Consider the following 15,124-nt stretch of genomic DNA (forward strand, 5'->3'; position numbering starts at 1 on the left):
AAGTCAGCAAGGGGGGGCTATGCCTCAAAGGGAAAAGATATATCTGATCGGGGCAGGCATCGAAGGGTGGGAAGGTTTCGGGGCTACGGCGCTGGAGACTATCAACAAGGCGGAAGTACTGATTGGCCATCAGCGGCTCTTGGACATTTTTCCGGACTTCAAAGGGGAAAAGCGGGTGCTGGAAGACCTCTCCATCATGCTCGAATACCTGAAGACCACGGAAAAGCGGACGGTGGTGCTGGGTTCCGGGGATCCGAACTTTTTCGGCGTGGCCCGGTTTATCCTGAGAAATCTGCCCAAGGAGCGGATCGAGATCTTCCCCAACGTGACCAGCGTTCAGTATGCCTTTGCCCGCATCAAGGAGCCGTGGGACGACGCGGTGTTCATTTCCGTTCATGGCAGAGGGCTGAAGAGTGCCATTGATCGCATCATTGCCTCGGAAAAGGTGGCGGTCCTGACCGATGCCGTCAATTCCCCCGCGGCCATTGCCCGTGAACTTGCGGCGCGTGGCGCCGAAGGTTTTGAGGCTTGGCTGTGCGAGGATATGGGGCTGCCGGGGGAAAAATTCACCAAAACCGATGTGAGAAGCCTGGTCAACATCAGCTGTTCACCGCTGAACATCCTTATCCTCATCAAGGCCTGGGAGCCGACCCTGGAGCATTACCCGCTGATCGGCATCAGGGATGAGGAATTCGCCACGGCCAAAAAGCTCATCACCAAGGAAGAAGTGAGGGCGGTGACCCTGGCCAAGCTGCGTCTGCAGGATGACCTGGTCATGTGGGATATCGGCGCCGGCAGCGGCTCGGTCTCCATCGAGGCCTCCAACCTGATGCCCAACGGCAAGATTTTTGCCCTGGAAAAGAATGCCCAGTACCTCTCCTTCATCCGCGATAACCTGAAAAAGTTCGTTGCCCGCAATGTCACGCTCATCGAGGCATTTGCTCCCGAAGGGCTGGAGGACCTTCCAGATCCGGACCGGGTTTTCATCGGCGGCTCCGGCGGCATGCTGGAAGATATCATCGAGGCGGTGGACCGGCGGCTCAAGCCTGAAGGTCAGATCGTCCTCAATGCCGTCACCCTCGATACCCTGACCAAGGCGGTGGAATTCCTCGAAGACCACGGCTACAGCGTGGAGATAACCTGCGTCAACATCTCCAGGACCAAGGGGCTGACCGAGTACAAGATGTTTGAGGCGCATAATCCAGTGTATATCATCGCAGCCACCAAAGACGACTAGAAAAGCGAATTTGCCTTCAGGCGGATAGCGGCGTTGCCGCGTCGTCGCTCTCCTCGACGTAGCGCTGCTACGCCTGCGTCAGCTTCTCCTTGCGGCCTTGCTCTCCATCCTGAAATCGAATTCGCAAAAAACAAAACCGAAAAACCCAAAAAATATGCAAAATCCAAAACCAGGAAAAATTTATGCCGTCGGTGTCGGTCCCGGCGATCCGGAGCTGGTTACCCGCAAGGCGGAGCGAATCATCCGCTCGGTGCCGGTGATCTGCACCCCCACCGGGACTGTGGACGCTTCCAGCTATGCCCTTTCCATTGTCGAAGAATTTATCGACCGTAACCATCAGGAGGTGCTGGTCCAGGTCTTCCCAATGAAGAGGGATCAGGAGGGGCTGGATACCTTCTGGGAAAAGGCTGCCGCCCAGGTTGCCGAACGTGTTGCCGCCGGCAAGGATGTGGCCTTTATAACCATCGGCGATCCCTTTCTCTATTCCACCTTTCTCTACCTCTACCGCATCTTCCGCGATAGGTATCCGCATCTCGAGATAGAGGTGGTGCCTGGTATTTCCAGCATCAACGCCGCTTCCATTGCCGCTGATCTTCCCCTCGGCATGGCCTCGGACCGCATCGCCATCCTTCCTACTACCTACGAGGATGAAGAGCTGCGCCGCACTTTCGAAAATTTCGATACGATCGTCCTGATGAAGGTGAGCCGCGTATTCGACCGTGTTTACGCCCTGCTGCAGGAGATGGGACTGGAGAAACAGGCTGTTTTCGTCCGCCGTGTCGGTTCGGCAGACGAGGAGGTAGTGACTGAACTGGCCTCCCTGGTGGGACGGAAGCTGGACTATCTGTCGCTGCTGATCGTCAAAAAAAACCTATGGTGAAGGAATTTCATCAGTGAATGCTGCAACGGAAAACAGAATAGCTTTTGTCGGCGCTGGCCCGGGTGATGCGGAGCTGATCACGGTCAAGGGAGCGCGGCTATTGGGCGAGGCGGAGGTGGTGGTTTATGCCGGCAGTCTGGTGGACCGGGAACTGGTGCGGACCTATGCAGCCAATGCCCAGGTCTTCGATTCGGCCGGGATGACCCTGGAAGAGACGACGAGCGCCTTGTCCGAGGCGGTCTTTGCCGGAAAGAAGACGGTGCGACTGCATACCGGAGACCCATCCATCTATGGAGCCATCCAGGAGCAGATGGTCGAGCTGGACAGGCTCGGCATCGGCTACGAGGTGGTGCCGGGGGTGACGAGTGCCTTTGCTGCTGCAGCCACCCTGAAACAGGAACTGACCCTGCCGGAGGTGACACAGACGGTGATCATTACCCGTTTGGCAGGCAGAACGCCGGTGCCGGAGCGGGAGACCCTGGCCCGCACCGCAGGCATCGGCGCCACCATGGTTATCTACCTCTCCGTGGCCATGATCGAACAGGTGGTGGCGGAACTGCTTCAGGGCGCATATACGGAGCAGACCCCGGTGGCGGTGGTGGCCAGGGCAACCTGGCCCGATGAGCAGGTAGTGGAAGGGACTCTTGCCGATATTGCCGCCAGGGTCAAGGAAGCAGGCATCGGCAAACAGGCGCTGATCGTCGTCGGCGATGTGCTCAGTGCCCGACGGGAAGGGCTGAAAGCGAAGTCACTCCTGTACGATAAGGGTTTCAGCCATGAATTCCGTGACGGGATTGTCGGTTAGGTATGTGGAACGAAGAATTGAAAACAGTGCTCGATTTTGCGGCCGATGGGATATCCACCAGAAATGATATATATCCCATGAATGTGCCATCTGCATTGACGGGCGTAAACGCAGGATTAATTTATCCCGATTCCATCAAGCGTGGTGATGACACAACAAGCAATTTTTCACATCCATAAAATTTCGTTGTCCTGGAATGCATTCGCGAGAGCAGTGAATCCGCGAATTCAAAGCTTCGGTTGCCGCGGCAGAAGGTAAGAAGCGGGCGATCCTGGAAAAGTATCTGAAGTAATGAAAGGTATCTCCCAAACTTGGGGAATTACCTGTACACATGAGGAAACAATGGCTGGAAAGATCGATGTGCAAGGCAAGGAAATAACCATCATTTCCCGAGAGCGGGAAGACTACATATCCTTGACCGACATCGCTCGATATCGGAATGCTGCGGAGCCGTTTGCCGTCATCAATAACTGGATGCGTGGCCGAAGTACGATTGAGCTATTGGGCCTGTGGGAAAAGCTGAGCAACCCTGATTTTAAACCTCTCGAATTCGAGAGGTTTAAAAATGAAGCCGGAAGTAATTATTTTGTGCTGTCTCCGCAACGGTGGATTGAGGCTACCAATGCCATAGGCCTAGTATCAAAATCTGGCAGATATGGTGGAACCTTCGCCCATAAAGACATTGCTTTTGAATTTGCTTCCTGGATTTCCGTAGAGTTCAAACTCTACCTCATCAAGGAATTTCAGCGTCTCAAGGAGGAAGAGGCCCGCTCCAAGACGCTGGAATGGAATCTTCAACGGACCCTTGCCAAGATTAACTATAAAATCCACACAGATGCAATCAAGGATCACCTCATTCCCCGACGATTGACCAAAACCCAAATAACCACTATTTATGCAACAGAAGCCGACTTGCTGAATGTGGCATTGTTTGGGATGACTTCCGGCGAATGGCGGCAGAACAACCCAAAGCAGACCGGTAATATGCGCGATTATGCTACTCTTGAGCAACTGGTTGTTCTTTCGAATCTTGAAAGTATTAACTCGGTCTTGATATATCAGGGATTGAGCCAGCAGGAACGGATACGGCAATTGAATGATGCGGCGATCACACAGATGAAGTCTCTGACAGGCAATGTCAATTTAAGGCAGTTAAAGGAATCGGATAATGGCTTATTGCCGAAGATCGTGGAATAAGAAAATCCATACCAAACATCGCAGGCAAGGCAATATGCATCCGTGAAATCGGTATAATCTGTGGATTGATCTTAGTGGTGAACCAATGCGCATTGCCATTATCGCCATAACCCGCAACGGCGCCAGACTGGGAGCGCAGCTTAGGGATGGTTTTCCCAGGGCGGACCTGTTTGTTCTGCAGAAATATGCGGGGATGGCCGGCAAAAAGGCAGTTCCCTTTATCGGTGAGCTGAAAGAACTGGTGCGAAGGCTATGGCCGGAGACCCACGGCTTCATTTTCATCATGGCTACCGGCATTGTCGTGCGCATGATTGCCCCGCTCCTGGAAGCGAAGGACAAGGATCCGGCGGTGGTGGTCATGGATGATGCCGGTCGCTTTTCCATTCCGATTCTTTCCGGGCACCTGGGGGGCGCCAACGAGCTGGCCTGCAGATGCGCTTTTCTTACCGGTGCGCGGGAGGTGATCACCACAGCTACCGATGCCAACAATCTCCCTTCCTTTGATATGCTGGCTAAGGAGGAAGGTTGGGTTATAGACGACCTGTCACGGGTCAAGGTCCTCAACAGCCTGCTTCTGGACGACGCTGAAATAGCGGCTGTCGATGGAACGGGGCGGGTGCGCACCTGGTTCCATGGCCGCTGCAACCTTTCTTTTCATGATACCTTCATCGAGGCCCTGCAGAGCTCGGCGAAAGGATACCTGTTCGTCACCAACCGGCAACTGCCGCCGCAGGTGCAGTCGGAAAAGCTTCTCATTCTCCGTCCCCGAAACCTGGTGCTGGGGATCGGTTGTAACAGCGGAACCAGTGCGGAAGAGATAGGGGCTCTGGTCAGTGCAAACATGAAGCGGCTGTTCCTGTCCATGAAGAGCCTGAAATGCATCGCCTCCGCCACCGCCAAGCGGGCGGAGCCGGGATTGCTGACATTTGCCGAACGGTTAGGCCTTTCAATCGCATTTTACGAGAGTGAAGAACTGAATAGAGTTGCTTCACCGTCCCCCCCCTCCAACCATGCCCTCGCGGCCATAGGTGCGACCGGTGTTGCGGAGCCTGCTGCCTTGCTTGCTTCCGGAGGGGGAACCATGCTGCTGAAGAAGGTAAAAAGCGGCAACATAACCCTGGCCATAGCGGAATGTCAAAATTGATGAAGCAATGGAGGCCATTATGAGACTGTCAGTGAAGACGATAGTTAGTTGCACCCTGGTTCTGGCATTTCTTGCTGCCAGCGCCCTGGCCAATGATCTTGCCTTTGAGGAAAGGGAACCTGACGGTTTCCGGGGTATCGCTTGGGGAGCACCGGTCTATGAGGTGGAAGGGCTGGAATTCAGCAAGGAAGGGACGGCAGCCCTGCGGGAGCTGTACACGCGTACCAACAAACAGGCTGCTGCACAGGTCACCGTCTATTCCCGCCCGGACGATCAGCTGAAGATCGGCGAGGCCACCGTAACCAGGATCTACTACTATTTCTACAAGGATCTTTTCTACGGCGCCACCGCCTATTTCGCCGGCAAAGATAATTACAACAAGCTTCTGGCCGCCTGCCGGAAAAAGTTCGGCGAACCTGCCTTGATGGAGAATGACCGGGCGGAATGGAAAGGCAGCCAGGCTAGCGTTCTTCTGTTACCGACAGGGGTCCTCTCAATCGATTCGGAAGAGATCAAGGCGCAAATGGAAGAACCGGAGGGTTTTTAGCAAGCAATGGCGCAATCGGCACTATACATAGTCGGCATCGGCCCCGGCGGGCTCAACCACATGACTTTCGAGGCCCGGGAGGCATTGGCCTCATCCGATGTGATCGTCGGTTACAAGACCTACCTGGACTTCATCACCCCACTTCTGGCAGGCAAGGAAGTGGTCTCCTCGGGCATGCTCAAGGAGGTGGAACGCTGCAACCAGGCCCTCTCCATCGCCTGTTCGGGCAAGTCGGTGGCGCTGGTTTCCAGCGGTGATGCGGGAGTCTACGGCATGGCCGGACTGGCCCTGGAGCTGGCAGAAAACCTGCCCGCACCGCCTGACATTATCATCATTCCAGGGGTTTCGGCAGTCCAGGCTGCAGCTGCAGTGCTCGGAGCGCCGCTGATGCACGATTTTGCCGTCATTTCCCTTTCCGACCTGCTCACCCCGTGGCCGGTCATCGAAAAGCGTGTTGCGGCGGCAGCTGCGGCAGATTTTGTCATCGCCCTCTACAATCCCAAGAGCAAGGGGCGGACCATGCAGATCGAAGCGGCACAGGCAATTATTGCCGCGCAGCGTGCTGCCGGCACCCCGGTGGGCATTGTGCGTAATGCCTGCCGCGAGGGTGAAGACATGGTTGTCACCACCCTTGACCAGATGCTGGATCATGACATAGATATGTTTTCCATCGTCATCATCGGCAACTCGGCCACCTTTGTCGATCAGAAAGGGCGGATGGTCACGCCGCGCGGGTATAAAACCGGTTCTAGGTTCGAAGTTCTAGGTTCGAAGTTAAAGACAGAAAACCTAGAACATAGAACCTCGAATTTAGAACCGGCCTTAAGCCGCGCCGTGATGATCTGCGGCACCGGTTCCGATGTGGGCAAATCGGTGTTGACCGCCGGCTTCTGCCGCATTCTGAAAAAAAGGGGAATAGGTGTCGCTCCCTTCAAATCCCAGAACATGGCACTCAATTCTGCGGTGACTCCCGAAGGGGGGGAGATCGGCCGGGCACAGGCGGTCCAGGCAGAAGCGTGCGGCATTGCTCCCCACGTGGACATGAATCCTGTTCTGCTCAAGCCGAACTCCGACGTGGGGAGCCAGGTCATCGTCCAGGGGAGGGTGATCGGCAACATGAAGGTGGCCGAATACAATGCCTACAAGCCGGAGGCCTTTGTCAGCGTCAAGGAGAGTTTCAGTCGCCTCAGGCAGTGCCATGATTTCATCGTCATCGAAGGAGCCGGCAGCATTGCCGAAATAAACCTGAAGCAGCACGATATTGCCAACCTGAAGGTGGCCGAAATGGCTGGTTGCCCGGTAATCCTGGTGGCGGACATCGATCGGGGGGGGGTCTTTGCCCAGATCGTCGGCACCATTGAGCTTCTCGAACCGGCCGAGCGGGCGATGGTCAAAGGTATCATCATCAATAAATTCAGGGGAGACGCTTCGCTCCTAAAGTCCGGGATAGATTTTGTGGAAGTACGGACCGGGCTGCCGGTGCTCGGAGTCATCCCCTATTTCCAGGGTTTCCGCATTGCCGATGAGGACAGCGTCCCCCTGGAAAGCCGTGCGGCAGCCTCCCGCTCACGTCATGCGGCCGGAGACAAGCTGCAGATCGGTGTGATCAGGATGTCGCGCATGTCCAATTATACAGATTTCGACGCCCTGGAGAACGAGCCGGACGTGGAACTCCGTTACATCGACAGCCCAAAGCAGATGAAGGGGCTGGATCTGATCATCCTTCCCGGCAGCAAATCGACCCTCACAGATCTTTACTTTCTTATGGAGCGGGGCCTGTACAAGGCAATCCGCGAATTTGGCGGCGCCATTTTCGGTATCTGCGGCGGCTATCAAATGCTGGGGCGGCGGGTCCTGGACCCCTTCAATGTTGAATCGGACATCAAGGAGGCGGAAGGGCTGTCCCTGCTTGATGTGGAGACGGTGATGCTGATGCAGAAGGAGACCCACCAGGTGACAGGCCATCTGCTGGCGGAGATGGATCTGGCAGATGGCGGCAGGGAGCTGACCGGCTACGAGATTCACATGGGGGAAACCACCCGTGGCGACAACGCCCTTCCCTTTGCCAGGATAAAGTGCCGCTCGGATCGGCTGGTGGACATTGAAGATGGTGCAGTATCAAGGGATGGCAGGATTCACGGCACTTACCTGCACGGCATCTTCGACAATGCCGGGTTCAGAACCGCCTTCCTCAACGGCATCAGGCGCAGCAAAGGACTGCGCGAGCGGCACAAGGTCATCCCCATCAAGGACCCCTACGAACTGCTGGCCGATCATCTGGAGCGCCATCTGGACATGGACCGGCTGTTTGCCATCTGCGGGCTGAAATCTGCCAAAGCAGACCGTTAAAGAGCGGTTCTCTCGTGTCTGAGCCTTTCATCAATCACGTGTTTGTCGTTATTGTTGCAGTTATACTGGATCTGCTGCTGGGAGATCCTCCTGGTCTGCCCCATCCGGTGGTGGGCATCGGCAGGCTGATATTGTTTTTGGAGGCGCACCTGCGGCGGGTCTTTGCCGATGCGCGACGGGGCGGCATTGCCCTTCTCTGTATCACCGTCGGCATCACCTGTCTATCGGCGGCCCTGCTGCTAAAAGTTGCCGCGCTGATTCATCCCATCTTTGCCACGGCTGTAGCCATTTATCTTTCCTGGACCTGTCTTGCCTCCCGTTCCCTTCATCGAGAGTCAATGCTGGTTGTGGATGCTCTGCGGAAGGGTGATCTGCCGGCGGCAAGGATTTGGTTGTCGCGCATTGTCGGCCGAGATACCGGTGATCTTGATCAAACGGGGGTTATCCGCGGGGTGGTGGAAACTGTGGCGGAAAATACCTCAGACGGTGTCATCGCTCCGCTCGTTTGCCTGATGATCGGCGGACCTGTGCTGGGACTGGCCTACAAGGCAGTCAACACCCTCGACTCCATGGTCGGCTATAAAAACGACCGCTATCTCCACTTTGGCTGGGCCTCGGCCCGTTTTGACGACCTGGCCAATTACCTGCCGGCCAGGCTCACCGGCCTGTTGTTGGTTCTCGCAGCGCCCTTTGCCGGGCTGTCGGCAGGGAGTGCCTGGCGCATCATGCGACGCGACGGGCGCAACCATTCTTCCCCCAACAGTGGCATTCCCGAAGCGGCAGCAGCCGGTGCCCTGGGCGTGCAGCTGGGAGGGGTAAATTACTATTTCGGCAAACCTGTGGCCAAGCCGACCATTGGCGACCACGTCTATCCCTTGTCATTGGCAGCCTGCCATGGTGCCGTACGCCTCATGTACGGGGCAGAGGTGCTGCTTTTGGCTGGATTCGTTGTCTTTGCAACGGTCATTTACAGATAGGAATAAGGATGAAGACTACATTCGATCATGGCGGAAATGTCTTCAGCGTGGCCCGCAGCCTGGGGATAAAGCCGGAAGACATCGCGGATTTTTCTGCCAGCATCAACCCTCTTGGCATTTCGACAGCGGTGAAGGAAGCGCTTATATCCTCCTTCGACCGCTACACCCATTACCCGGATTCCGATGCCGTCGAGCTTTCCTCCGGGCTGGCTGCTTTCCATGGCCTTGATCGCAATTCGGTCTGTGTGGCCAACGGTTCAACAGAGTTGATTTACCTGATGCCACGTTTTCTAAAGGGAAGGAGGGCGCTGGTCATTGCCCCCGCCTTTTCCGAATATGCCAGGGCCCTGGACCGGGCAGGATGGGATGTGGCCTATCTGGAGCTCGACGCCGAGAATGGCTTTTCCCTGTCGGTCCCGTTGTTGGAAGAGAAGTTATCCGGCGGCTTCGATGCGCTCTTCCTCTGCAATCCCGGCAATCCCACCGGAAAGATGCTCCCTCTGGGGACCATCAAGGTGGTTTACCGCCTCTGCCGTGCTTCCGGCACCTTTCTGGTGTTGGACGAGGCATTCATGGATTTCTGTGAGGCAGAATCGGCCAAGCATCTGCTCCTGGACGGCGGCGGGGTGGTACTCAGATCCATGACCAAGTTCTTCGCCATCCCCGGCCTACGCCTGGGTTATGCCATGGGGTCACCGGAGATCATTCCTGAACTGGTATCTCTGCGGGAACCATGGAGCGTCAACACGCCGGCCCAGATTGCCGGCCTTGCAGCCATTGCCGATACGGACTACCGTCTTCGGACCTTGCAGACAATCGCCGAGGAGCGAGCCCTGCTTGCCGCGCAGCTGGCAACGCTGAATGGCTTGACGGTCTACCCGTCTGCAGCCAACTATCTGCTTGTCAGGTTGGATGAAGGTCCTACGGCAGCTGAGCTGAGGCAAAGGCTTCTTGCCCGTGGCTTACTGATAAGGGATTGCTCAAACTTCCAAGGGTTAGACACCCGCTTTTTCCGGGTTGCGGTACGCAGGCGCCGGGAAAATGAGCTGTTGGTCAGGGAGATGGAGAAGACGCTGGGGGATGCTGGGAAGCTAGTTTGAGGCCATGGAATGAAAATTCTTGTTGCAGTTCCTGATTTTTTTGATTTCTTCACTGCAGACGAATTTTATGATGCTGTCCCGGCTGCGCTCATTGATTTTCAGGTATCTCATGCCGGTGGAGAAGCTGGTACTGGTATGCCACACGGAAGCGAGCGGCTGGCAGTAGATTACCTCGGCCAGGGTCTGAACCTGATGGGGCTGGCTGTTGGGCAGGTGAAAAGCGAGGTTGAACACTGATCCGACCTGGATTTCTTCCACCGTTTGTGCTCTCAGTCCGCCACCACTAATATTGACGATGATGGGCTGGGCAGCATGTTTTTCGCCGTTTCCCTTGTCATTGCACATTTCCATGAGTCTGGATCGCTGAAAGTTCCACTGCTGTGATGACGGTTTTGCACAGCCTGTTCCGGTGCCGATAATGCAGCGATTGCCGGGCAGTTCCCAGGTTTCTTCCTTGCCGGCAGGAGAATAGTTAAACTCCAGCAGTGTATCCAGGCGGAAATAAGCCCTCAGTTCATCGGGGATTACCGAGCCGCTCAATCTCAAGGTCACCTTTTCCAGCTCCACATCTTCTATAACGGCATGGCAACGGTAGCCCTGGCCGCCGCTTCCTGCCCTGACCGACACCGGTTCCCCCTTTGCCAGCAGGAGGTCGTGGGGGAGCACATCCCTTGACAACCGGAGGCTTATGAGATCTCCATGTGCAGAGCTGATAACGGCCCACTCGTGGAAGAAACGGCCGTTGCCTAGCGGCAGGTCGACCCTGGCTCTCTGGTTGACATGGAAATAATCCCGGTAATAAAGGTTTTGCTCCGACATTGGCAGGATCCAATTTGCTTGTGGAATGGTCTTAATTAGCAAGATATTTGCCAGATCCTTCACTCATCAAAGTCGCCATTGTCTCCAACGGCGTTTCCGTGGGGTGGAGAAGACAAGCTCCCGGTTCTTGCTTTTTCTGCCATTACCCCGCAGCTACCCCGGTTGCCGCCAAACCCCATTATTGAATGGTCAAATGCCTGCCTCGATACACACTTACTTCATTTTCCCCATCTGGGCCAGAAACCTGCAGCCGGATAAAACCTTGACAGTGGGCAAAATTGGGGTATTCTAAAAAGAAATGATTTCTATTTAGATCAGGCACCATCTATCACGGAGCAATATGTCCGACAAATTTAATCAGGACCTGAAAGAGCTGAAGCTGAAGGTAACACCGAAAAGGCTGGCGATCCTCTCCCTGCTGGCTGAGGAATTATCCTATGCAAGCCCGGAAGAGGTCTGGCGCAAGCTGCAAAAGAATTTCGACAGCATCGGCTTGCCAACCGTCTATCGCAATCTGGAAGAACTGGCCAATGGCGGTCTCATCACCAAGGTCATTCATCCAAACAGGCAACTCTATTACTATTTCTGCCCCAACGGCCACCATCACCACCACTTCGTCTGTCTTTCCTGTCGCAAGGTGGAGGATATCAATTTCTGCGGTATGGAAGAGATCGAAAAGAAGGTCAGCGGTACCGTCCTCTCCCATATCGTCCAGGTAAACGGCCTCTGCCGCGAATGTTCGGAAAGCCAGGGAGGAGCCATATGAAAAAATTTCTTTTCCTGTTCATGCTCCTGCTTGTGCCGGCACTTCTTTCCTGCGAAAAAAGGGAGCAGCACAATTCGGGTAAGCTGAAAGTGGTAACGACGCTTTTCCCCCTCTTCGACTTTGCCAGGCAGATCGGCGGTGACAAAATCGATGTGACTCTGTTGTTGCCCCCCGGCATGGAACCCCACAGCTTCGAGCCGAAACCGGACGATATTATCCGTGTCAGCCGGGCCGATATCTTCATCTTCACCAACAGGTACATGGAGCCCTGGGCGGCGCAAATAGCCGAAGCTGCGGCTCAAAAGGGGCTGACGGTGGATGCCAGCCGGGGAGTGAACCTGTACAAGGCGGGGGAAGAAAAGGCTGAGGAGGATGGGCATGGTCATCGCGCCGGGAGGGTGGATCCCCACGTCTGGCTTGATTTTGACAATGATCGGATCATGGTCGACAACATTCTTGCTGCTTTTGTGGCAAAGGATCCGGCAAACCGCCAGTATTACACGGCCAACGCGGTTGCCTACAAGGCAAAGCTGGCCGATCTGGACGGGCGATTCAAGGTTGGCCTGTCCCGGTGCGCGACCAGGGATTTCCTCCACGGGGGACATTTTGCTTTTGGTTACATGGCTCGTCGCTATAACCTCCACTACCAATCAGCCTATGCCCTGAATGCTGAGGCCGAGCCGACCGCCGGCAAGCTCACCTCCCTTATCAGGCAGATGCGAAGCAGCGGGCTCAAGTATATTTATACCGAGGAGCTGCTCAATCCCCGCGTTGCCGAGACCATTGCCCGGGAAACAGGAGCACAGCTGCTCAGACTGCACGGCGCCCACAATATCGGCAAGGCGGACTTTGACCGGGGAGTAACCTTCATCTCCCTTATGGAAGAAAATCTCAAGAACCTGAGGACGGGGCTACAATGTCCATAGAAGCGCTTTCCGTGAAAGGTCTCTGCTCGGGCTATCAGGGGGCCGATGTACTGCAGGATCTGACCTTTGCCGTTCACTCCGGTGATTACGTGGGGGTGGTCGGTCCCAACGGGTCGGGCAAAAGCACCTTGGTCAAATCGATCCTCGGCCTGATCAAGCCTGAGAGGGGAGCCATATCCCTGTTCGGCACCCCTTTTGCCCAGTTTCGCGATTGGAATCGCATCGGCTATCTGCCCCAAGGGTTGCAGTTCTTTAATCCAAACTTCCCTGCCACTGTTGCGGAGGTGGTTCGTCTGGGCCGTCTTGCCGCAAAGAGTTTTCCCCGGCGCTTTGACAGAAATGATGCGGCAGCGGTGGCAAAGACGCTGCAGTGGATGGATATCGCACACATCAGGGACAAGATGATCGGCGAGCTTTCGGGGGGGCTCAGGCAACGGGTTCTGCTGGCACGGGCGCTGGTCAATGAGCCTGAGCTGTTGGTTCTGGACGAACCGACTACGGCACTTGACCCGGAAACCAGGGAGCATTTTTACCAGTTGCTCGCCGATATGAACCGGGAGCGAAACACCACCGTCATCCTCATCACCCACGATACCGGCACCATCGGCCGCTATGCGACAAAGCTGCTCTATCTGGACAAGCGGGTGATATTTTACGGTGGTTTTGACGAGTTCTGCAAATCGGCGGAAATGACAGGTTTTTTCGGCGAAAAGGCCCAGCATGTGGTCTGCCATCGGCACTGAGTTGGCCCCCCTGCTCACGGTGTTCGCTTCCCCCTATGGAACAGGGGGGATTGAGGGGGTAAACGGTCGGCTAAAACTAAGGTTGTATAGGAAACTCATGGATCTGGCGGAAATACTCAGCTATGGATTTTTGCAGCGTGCCCTGGTCGGGGGGTCGCTGATTGCCGTACTCTGCTCTACTTTGGGAATCTTTCTCGTCCTGCGTCGTTTTTCCCTTATCGGTGACGGGCTTGCCCATGTGACCTTCGGCAGCGTCGCCCTGGCGCTATTTCTGGGGTTCCAGTCAGTTTTGATGACCGTGGCTGCCATCCCGGTGGTGCTCCTTGCCTCCATCGGGATATTGAAGCTGACCGACAAGGCGAAAATCTACGGTGATACTGCCATCGGCATCGTCTCCTCCCTGGGCATCGCCGTCGGTGTAATGCTGGCGAGCAAAGCTGGCGGCTTCAATGTTGATCTTTTCAGCTACCTGTTCGGCAATATCCTTTCCATCAGTATGACCGAGCTTATGCTTGCCGCAGTGTTGTTCCTGGTGGTCCTCATATCCATCTTTTTCTTTTACAACGAACTTTTTGCCACCACTTTCGATGAAGACCTGGCCAGGAGTGCCGGCATACAGACCAGCCGCATCAATATGGTCCTGGTGCTTTTGACTGCCCTGACCGTGGTGTTGGCCATGAAAGTGGTAGGAATCATGCTCATCTCCGCACTCCTCATCCTGCCCGCCGTATCCGCCCTGCAACTGGCACGCAGTTTCAAGGGGGCAATATTCTCTTCAGCCCTGATAGGCATGGGTACGGTCATGATCAGCATCTGTCTCTCCCTTGTCCTCAATCTCCCCGCCGGTGCCACCATCGTCCTCTTCAACTTCGTCATCTTTGCTGCCTCGTTCTGCTTCAGATTGCTCCGCCGGCGCTAGGAGTCTGTCGGACTTAGAATGAATCGGCTGCGAAAATGGCAAATAGGTCCACTATTCGCTCTCAAATTTCCAAATATCCGTCCTCGATTTTCCATTCTCTCGCTTCGATCCCTAAGTTCGACAGACTCCTAGCCCTCCGTCTCTCCGCCAAGCAAGAACCAGCCATCCTTTAGTTCTCTCATTAATTTTTGAGGTTACCTTAAGCTTTCAGGCAAGCTGCCGATAAGGCATATGAAATGCCAACAACAAAGGCGAGGGAGACCTATGTCCAGTCATCAAAGCGTAACCATCCTTCTGGTGGAGGATGACGCGGGCCATGCACGGCTTATCGAAAAGAACCTGCGCCGCGCAGGAGTGGCCAACGAAATAATACATCTGGATAATGGCCAGAAAGCGATTGATTTTCTGTTCAATGAGGGAGAGTTCACCGGTCATGAAAACAGGGTGCCGTTTCTGATCCTTCTCGACCTGAACATGCCGGTGCTGGATGGCTATCAGGTGCTGAGCAGAATCAAGGCAAATGAGCGCACCCGAAACATTCCGGTGGTCATGCTCACCACCACCGAAAATCCCCGGGAAATCAGCCGATGTTACAGTCTGGGGTGCAATATCTATGTAACCAAGCCGGTTGACTACGACAGCTTTTCACAAGCCATCCGCAATCTGGGGCTGTTTCTCTCCATCGTCAAGGTTCCCGACGACCTGTGACAACAAT

At 55.3% G+C, this 15,124-nt stretch carries 15 protein-coding genes; 14 read left to right on the forward strand and 1 reads right to left on the reverse strand.

Features of this window, described 5'->3' with window-relative positions; genetic code table 11:
* Positions 1 to 19 precede the first annotated feature (19 nt).
* The 9 genes from GEOB_RS00160 to cobD all read left to right on the forward strand — a co-directional run bounded on the left by GEOB_RS00160 (position 20) and on the right by cobD (position 10,236).
* A complete protein-coding gene (locus GEOB_RS00160) occupies positions 20 to 1,237 on the forward strand; it encodes a bifunctional cobalt-precorrin-7 (C(5))-methyltransferase/cobalt-precorrin-6B (C(15))-methyltransferase (protein ID WP_012645138.1) in 1,218 nt (405 codons plus the stop codon).
* 154 nt (positions 1,238 to 1,391) lie between these two features.
* Positions 1,392 to 2,117 (forward strand): precorrin-2 C(20)-methyltransferase, encoded by a 726-nt coding sequence (gene cobI / locus GEOB_RS00165; RefSeq protein WP_012645139.1) that lies wholly within the window; start codon positions 1,392 to 1,394, stop codon positions 2,115 to 2,117.
* A 13-nt stretch (positions 2,118 to 2,130) separates the two neighbouring features.
* Entirely contained in the window at positions 2,131 to 2,922 is a 792-nt protein-coding gene (gene cobM, locus GEOB_RS00170) for a precorrin-4 C(11)-methyltransferase (RefSeq protein ID WP_012645140.1), read from the forward strand.
* Positions 2,923 to 3,264: 342 nt separating this feature from the next.
* On the forward strand, positions 3,265 to 4,119 hold the full coding sequence (locus GEOB_RS00175; protein WP_012645141.1) for a KilA-N domain-containing protein: 855 nt from the start codon (positions 3,265 to 3,267) through the stop codon (positions 4,117 to 4,119).
* Positions 4,120 to 4,204: 85 nt separating this feature from the next.
* Positions 4,205 to 5,263: a cobalt-precorrin 5A hydrolase gene (locus tag GEOB_RS00180; protein ID WP_012645142.1), complete on the forward strand. Its 1,059-nt coding sequence runs from the start codon at positions 4,205 to 4,207 to the stop codon at positions 5,261 to 5,263.
* Positions 5,264 to 5,282: 19 nt separating this feature from the next.
* Positions 5,283 to 5,810 (forward strand): hypothetical protein, encoded by a 528-nt coding sequence (locus GEOB_RS00185; protein WP_012645143.1) that lies wholly within the window; start codon positions 5,283 to 5,285, stop codon positions 5,808 to 5,810.
* Positions 5,811 to 5,816: 6 nt separating this feature from the next.
* The gene (locus tag GEOB_RS00190) at positions 5,817 to 8,159 is read left to right on the forward strand and encodes a cobyric acid synthase (protein WP_012645144.1); all 2,343 of its coding nucleotides are present in this window, start codon (positions 5,817 to 5,819) and stop codon (positions 8,157 to 8,159) included.
* Between the two features lie 14 nt (positions 8,160 to 8,173).
* Positions 8,174 to 9,136, forward strand: coding sequence for an adenosylcobinamide-phosphate synthase CbiB (gene cbiB, locus GEOB_RS00195; RefSeq protein WP_012645145.1), 963 nt, complete (start codon positions 8,174 to 8,176; stop codon positions 9,134 to 9,136).
* Positions 9,137 to 9,144: 8 nt separating this feature from the next.
* The gene (gene cobD, locus GEOB_RS00200; protein WP_012645146.1) at positions 9,145 to 10,236 is read left to right on the forward strand and encodes a threonine-phosphate decarboxylase CobD; all 1,092 of its coding nucleotides are present in this window, start codon (positions 9,145 to 9,147) and stop codon (positions 10,234 to 10,236) included.
* Here the strand turns inward: cobD and GEOB_RS00205 are convergent.
* Positions 10,228 to 11,055 (reverse strand): PilZ-like domain-containing protein, encoded by an 828-nt coding sequence (locus GEOB_RS00205; protein ID WP_012645147.1) that lies wholly within the window; start codon positions 11,053 to 11,055, stop codon positions 10,228 to 10,230. The two genes, cobD and GEOB_RS00205, sit on opposite strands and share 9 nt — an antisense overlap.
* A 340-nt stretch (positions 11,056 to 11,395) precedes the next feature.
* On the opposite strand from GEOB_RS00205, the gene GEOB_RS00210 reads away from it, so the two are divergent.
* From GEOB_RS00210 to GEOB_RS00230, 5 genes are all read left to right on the forward strand, one after another.
* The gene (locus tag GEOB_RS00210) at positions 11,396 to 11,821 is read left to right on the forward strand and encodes a Fur family transcriptional regulator (protein ID WP_012645148.1); all 426 of its coding nucleotides are present in this window, start codon (positions 11,396 to 11,398) and stop codon (positions 11,819 to 11,821) included.
* Complete coding sequence (locus tag GEOB_RS00215) at positions 11,818 to 12,747, forward strand: metal ABC transporter solute-binding protein, Zn/Mn family (protein WP_012645149.1); 930 nt, start codon at positions 11,818 to 11,820, stop codon at positions 12,745 to 12,747. The genes GEOB_RS00210 and GEOB_RS00215 overlap by 4 nt, the downstream gene beginning before the upstream one ends.
* On the forward strand, positions 12,738 to 13,490 hold the full coding sequence (locus tag GEOB_RS00220; RefSeq protein ID WP_012645150.1) for a metal ABC transporter ATP-binding protein: 753 nt from the start codon (positions 12,738 to 12,740) through the stop codon (positions 13,488 to 13,490). The genes GEOB_RS00215 and GEOB_RS00220 overlap by 10 nt, the downstream gene beginning before the upstream one ends.
* Before the next feature lie 97 nt (positions 13,491 to 13,587).
* Positions 13,588 to 14,409 carry a metal ABC transporter permease gene (locus tag GEOB_RS00225; RefSeq protein ID WP_012645151.1) on the forward strand — a complete coding sequence of 274 codons (822 nt, stop codon included), beginning with the start codon at positions 13,588 to 13,590 and terminating at the stop codon, positions 14,407 to 14,409.
* A 264-nt stretch (positions 14,410 to 14,673) separates the two neighbouring features.
* Positions 14,674 to 15,117, forward strand: coding sequence for a response regulator (locus GEOB_RS00230; protein ID WP_012645152.1), 444 nt, complete (start codon positions 14,674 to 14,676; stop codon positions 15,115 to 15,117).
* Positions 15,118 to 15,124 lie beyond the last annotated feature (7 nt).

This window comes from Geotalea daltonii FRC-32 (genome assembly GCF_000022265.1).
GTDB lineage: Bacteria > Desulfobacterota > Desulfuromonadia > Geobacterales > Geobacteraceae > Geotalea > Geotalea daltonii.

Coding starts and splice junctions, on each gene's coding strand:
- cobD (WP_012645146.1), top strand. CDS start 9,145: ATGAAGACTACATTCGATCATGGCGGAAATGTCTTCAGCGTGGCCCGC.
- GEOB_RS00180 (WP_012645142.1), top strand. CDS start 4,205: ATGCGCATTGCCATTATCGCCATAACCCGCAACGGCGCCAGACTGGGA.
- GEOB_RS00210 (WP_012645148.1), top strand. CDS start 11,396: ATGTCCGACAAATTTAATCAGGACCTGAAAGAGCTGAAGCTGAAGGTA.
- GEOB_RS00215 (WP_012645149.1), top strand. CDS start 11,818: ATGAAAAAATTTCTTTTCCTGTTCATGCTCCTGCTTGTGCCGGCACTT.
- GEOB_RS00160 (WP_012645138.1), top strand. CDS start 20: ATGCCTCAAAGGGAAAAGATATATCTGATCGGGGCAGGCATCGAAGGG.
- GEOB_RS00175 (WP_012645141.1), top strand. CDS start 3,265: ATGGCTGGAAAGATCGATGTGCAAGGCAAGGAAATAACCATCATTTCC.
- GEOB_RS00185 (WP_012645143.1), top strand. CDS start 5,283: ATGAGACTGTCAGTGAAGACGATAGTTAGTTGCACCCTGGTTCTGGCA.
- cobI (WP_012645139.1), top strand. CDS start 1,392: ATGCAAAATCCAAAACCAGGAAAAATTTATGCCGTCGGTGTCGGTCCC.
- GEOB_RS00190 (WP_012645144.1), top strand. CDS start 5,817: ATGGCGCAATCGGCACTATACATAGTCGGCATCGGCCCCGGCGGGCTC.
- GEOB_RS00205 (WP_012645147.1), bottom strand. CDS start 11,055: ATGTCGGAGCAAAACCTTTATTACCGGGATTATTTCCATGTCAACCAG.
- GEOB_RS00220 (WP_012645150.1), top strand. CDS start 12,738: ATGTCCATAGAAGCGCTTTCCGTGAAAGGTCTCTGCTCGGGCTATCAG.
- GEOB_RS00225 (WP_012645151.1), top strand. CDS start 13,588: ATGGATCTGGCGGAAATACTCAGCTATGGATTTTTGCAGCGTGCCCTG.
- GEOB_RS00230 (WP_012645152.1), top strand. CDS start 14,674: ATGTCCAGTCATCAAAGCGTAACCATCCTTCTGGTGGAGGATGACGCG.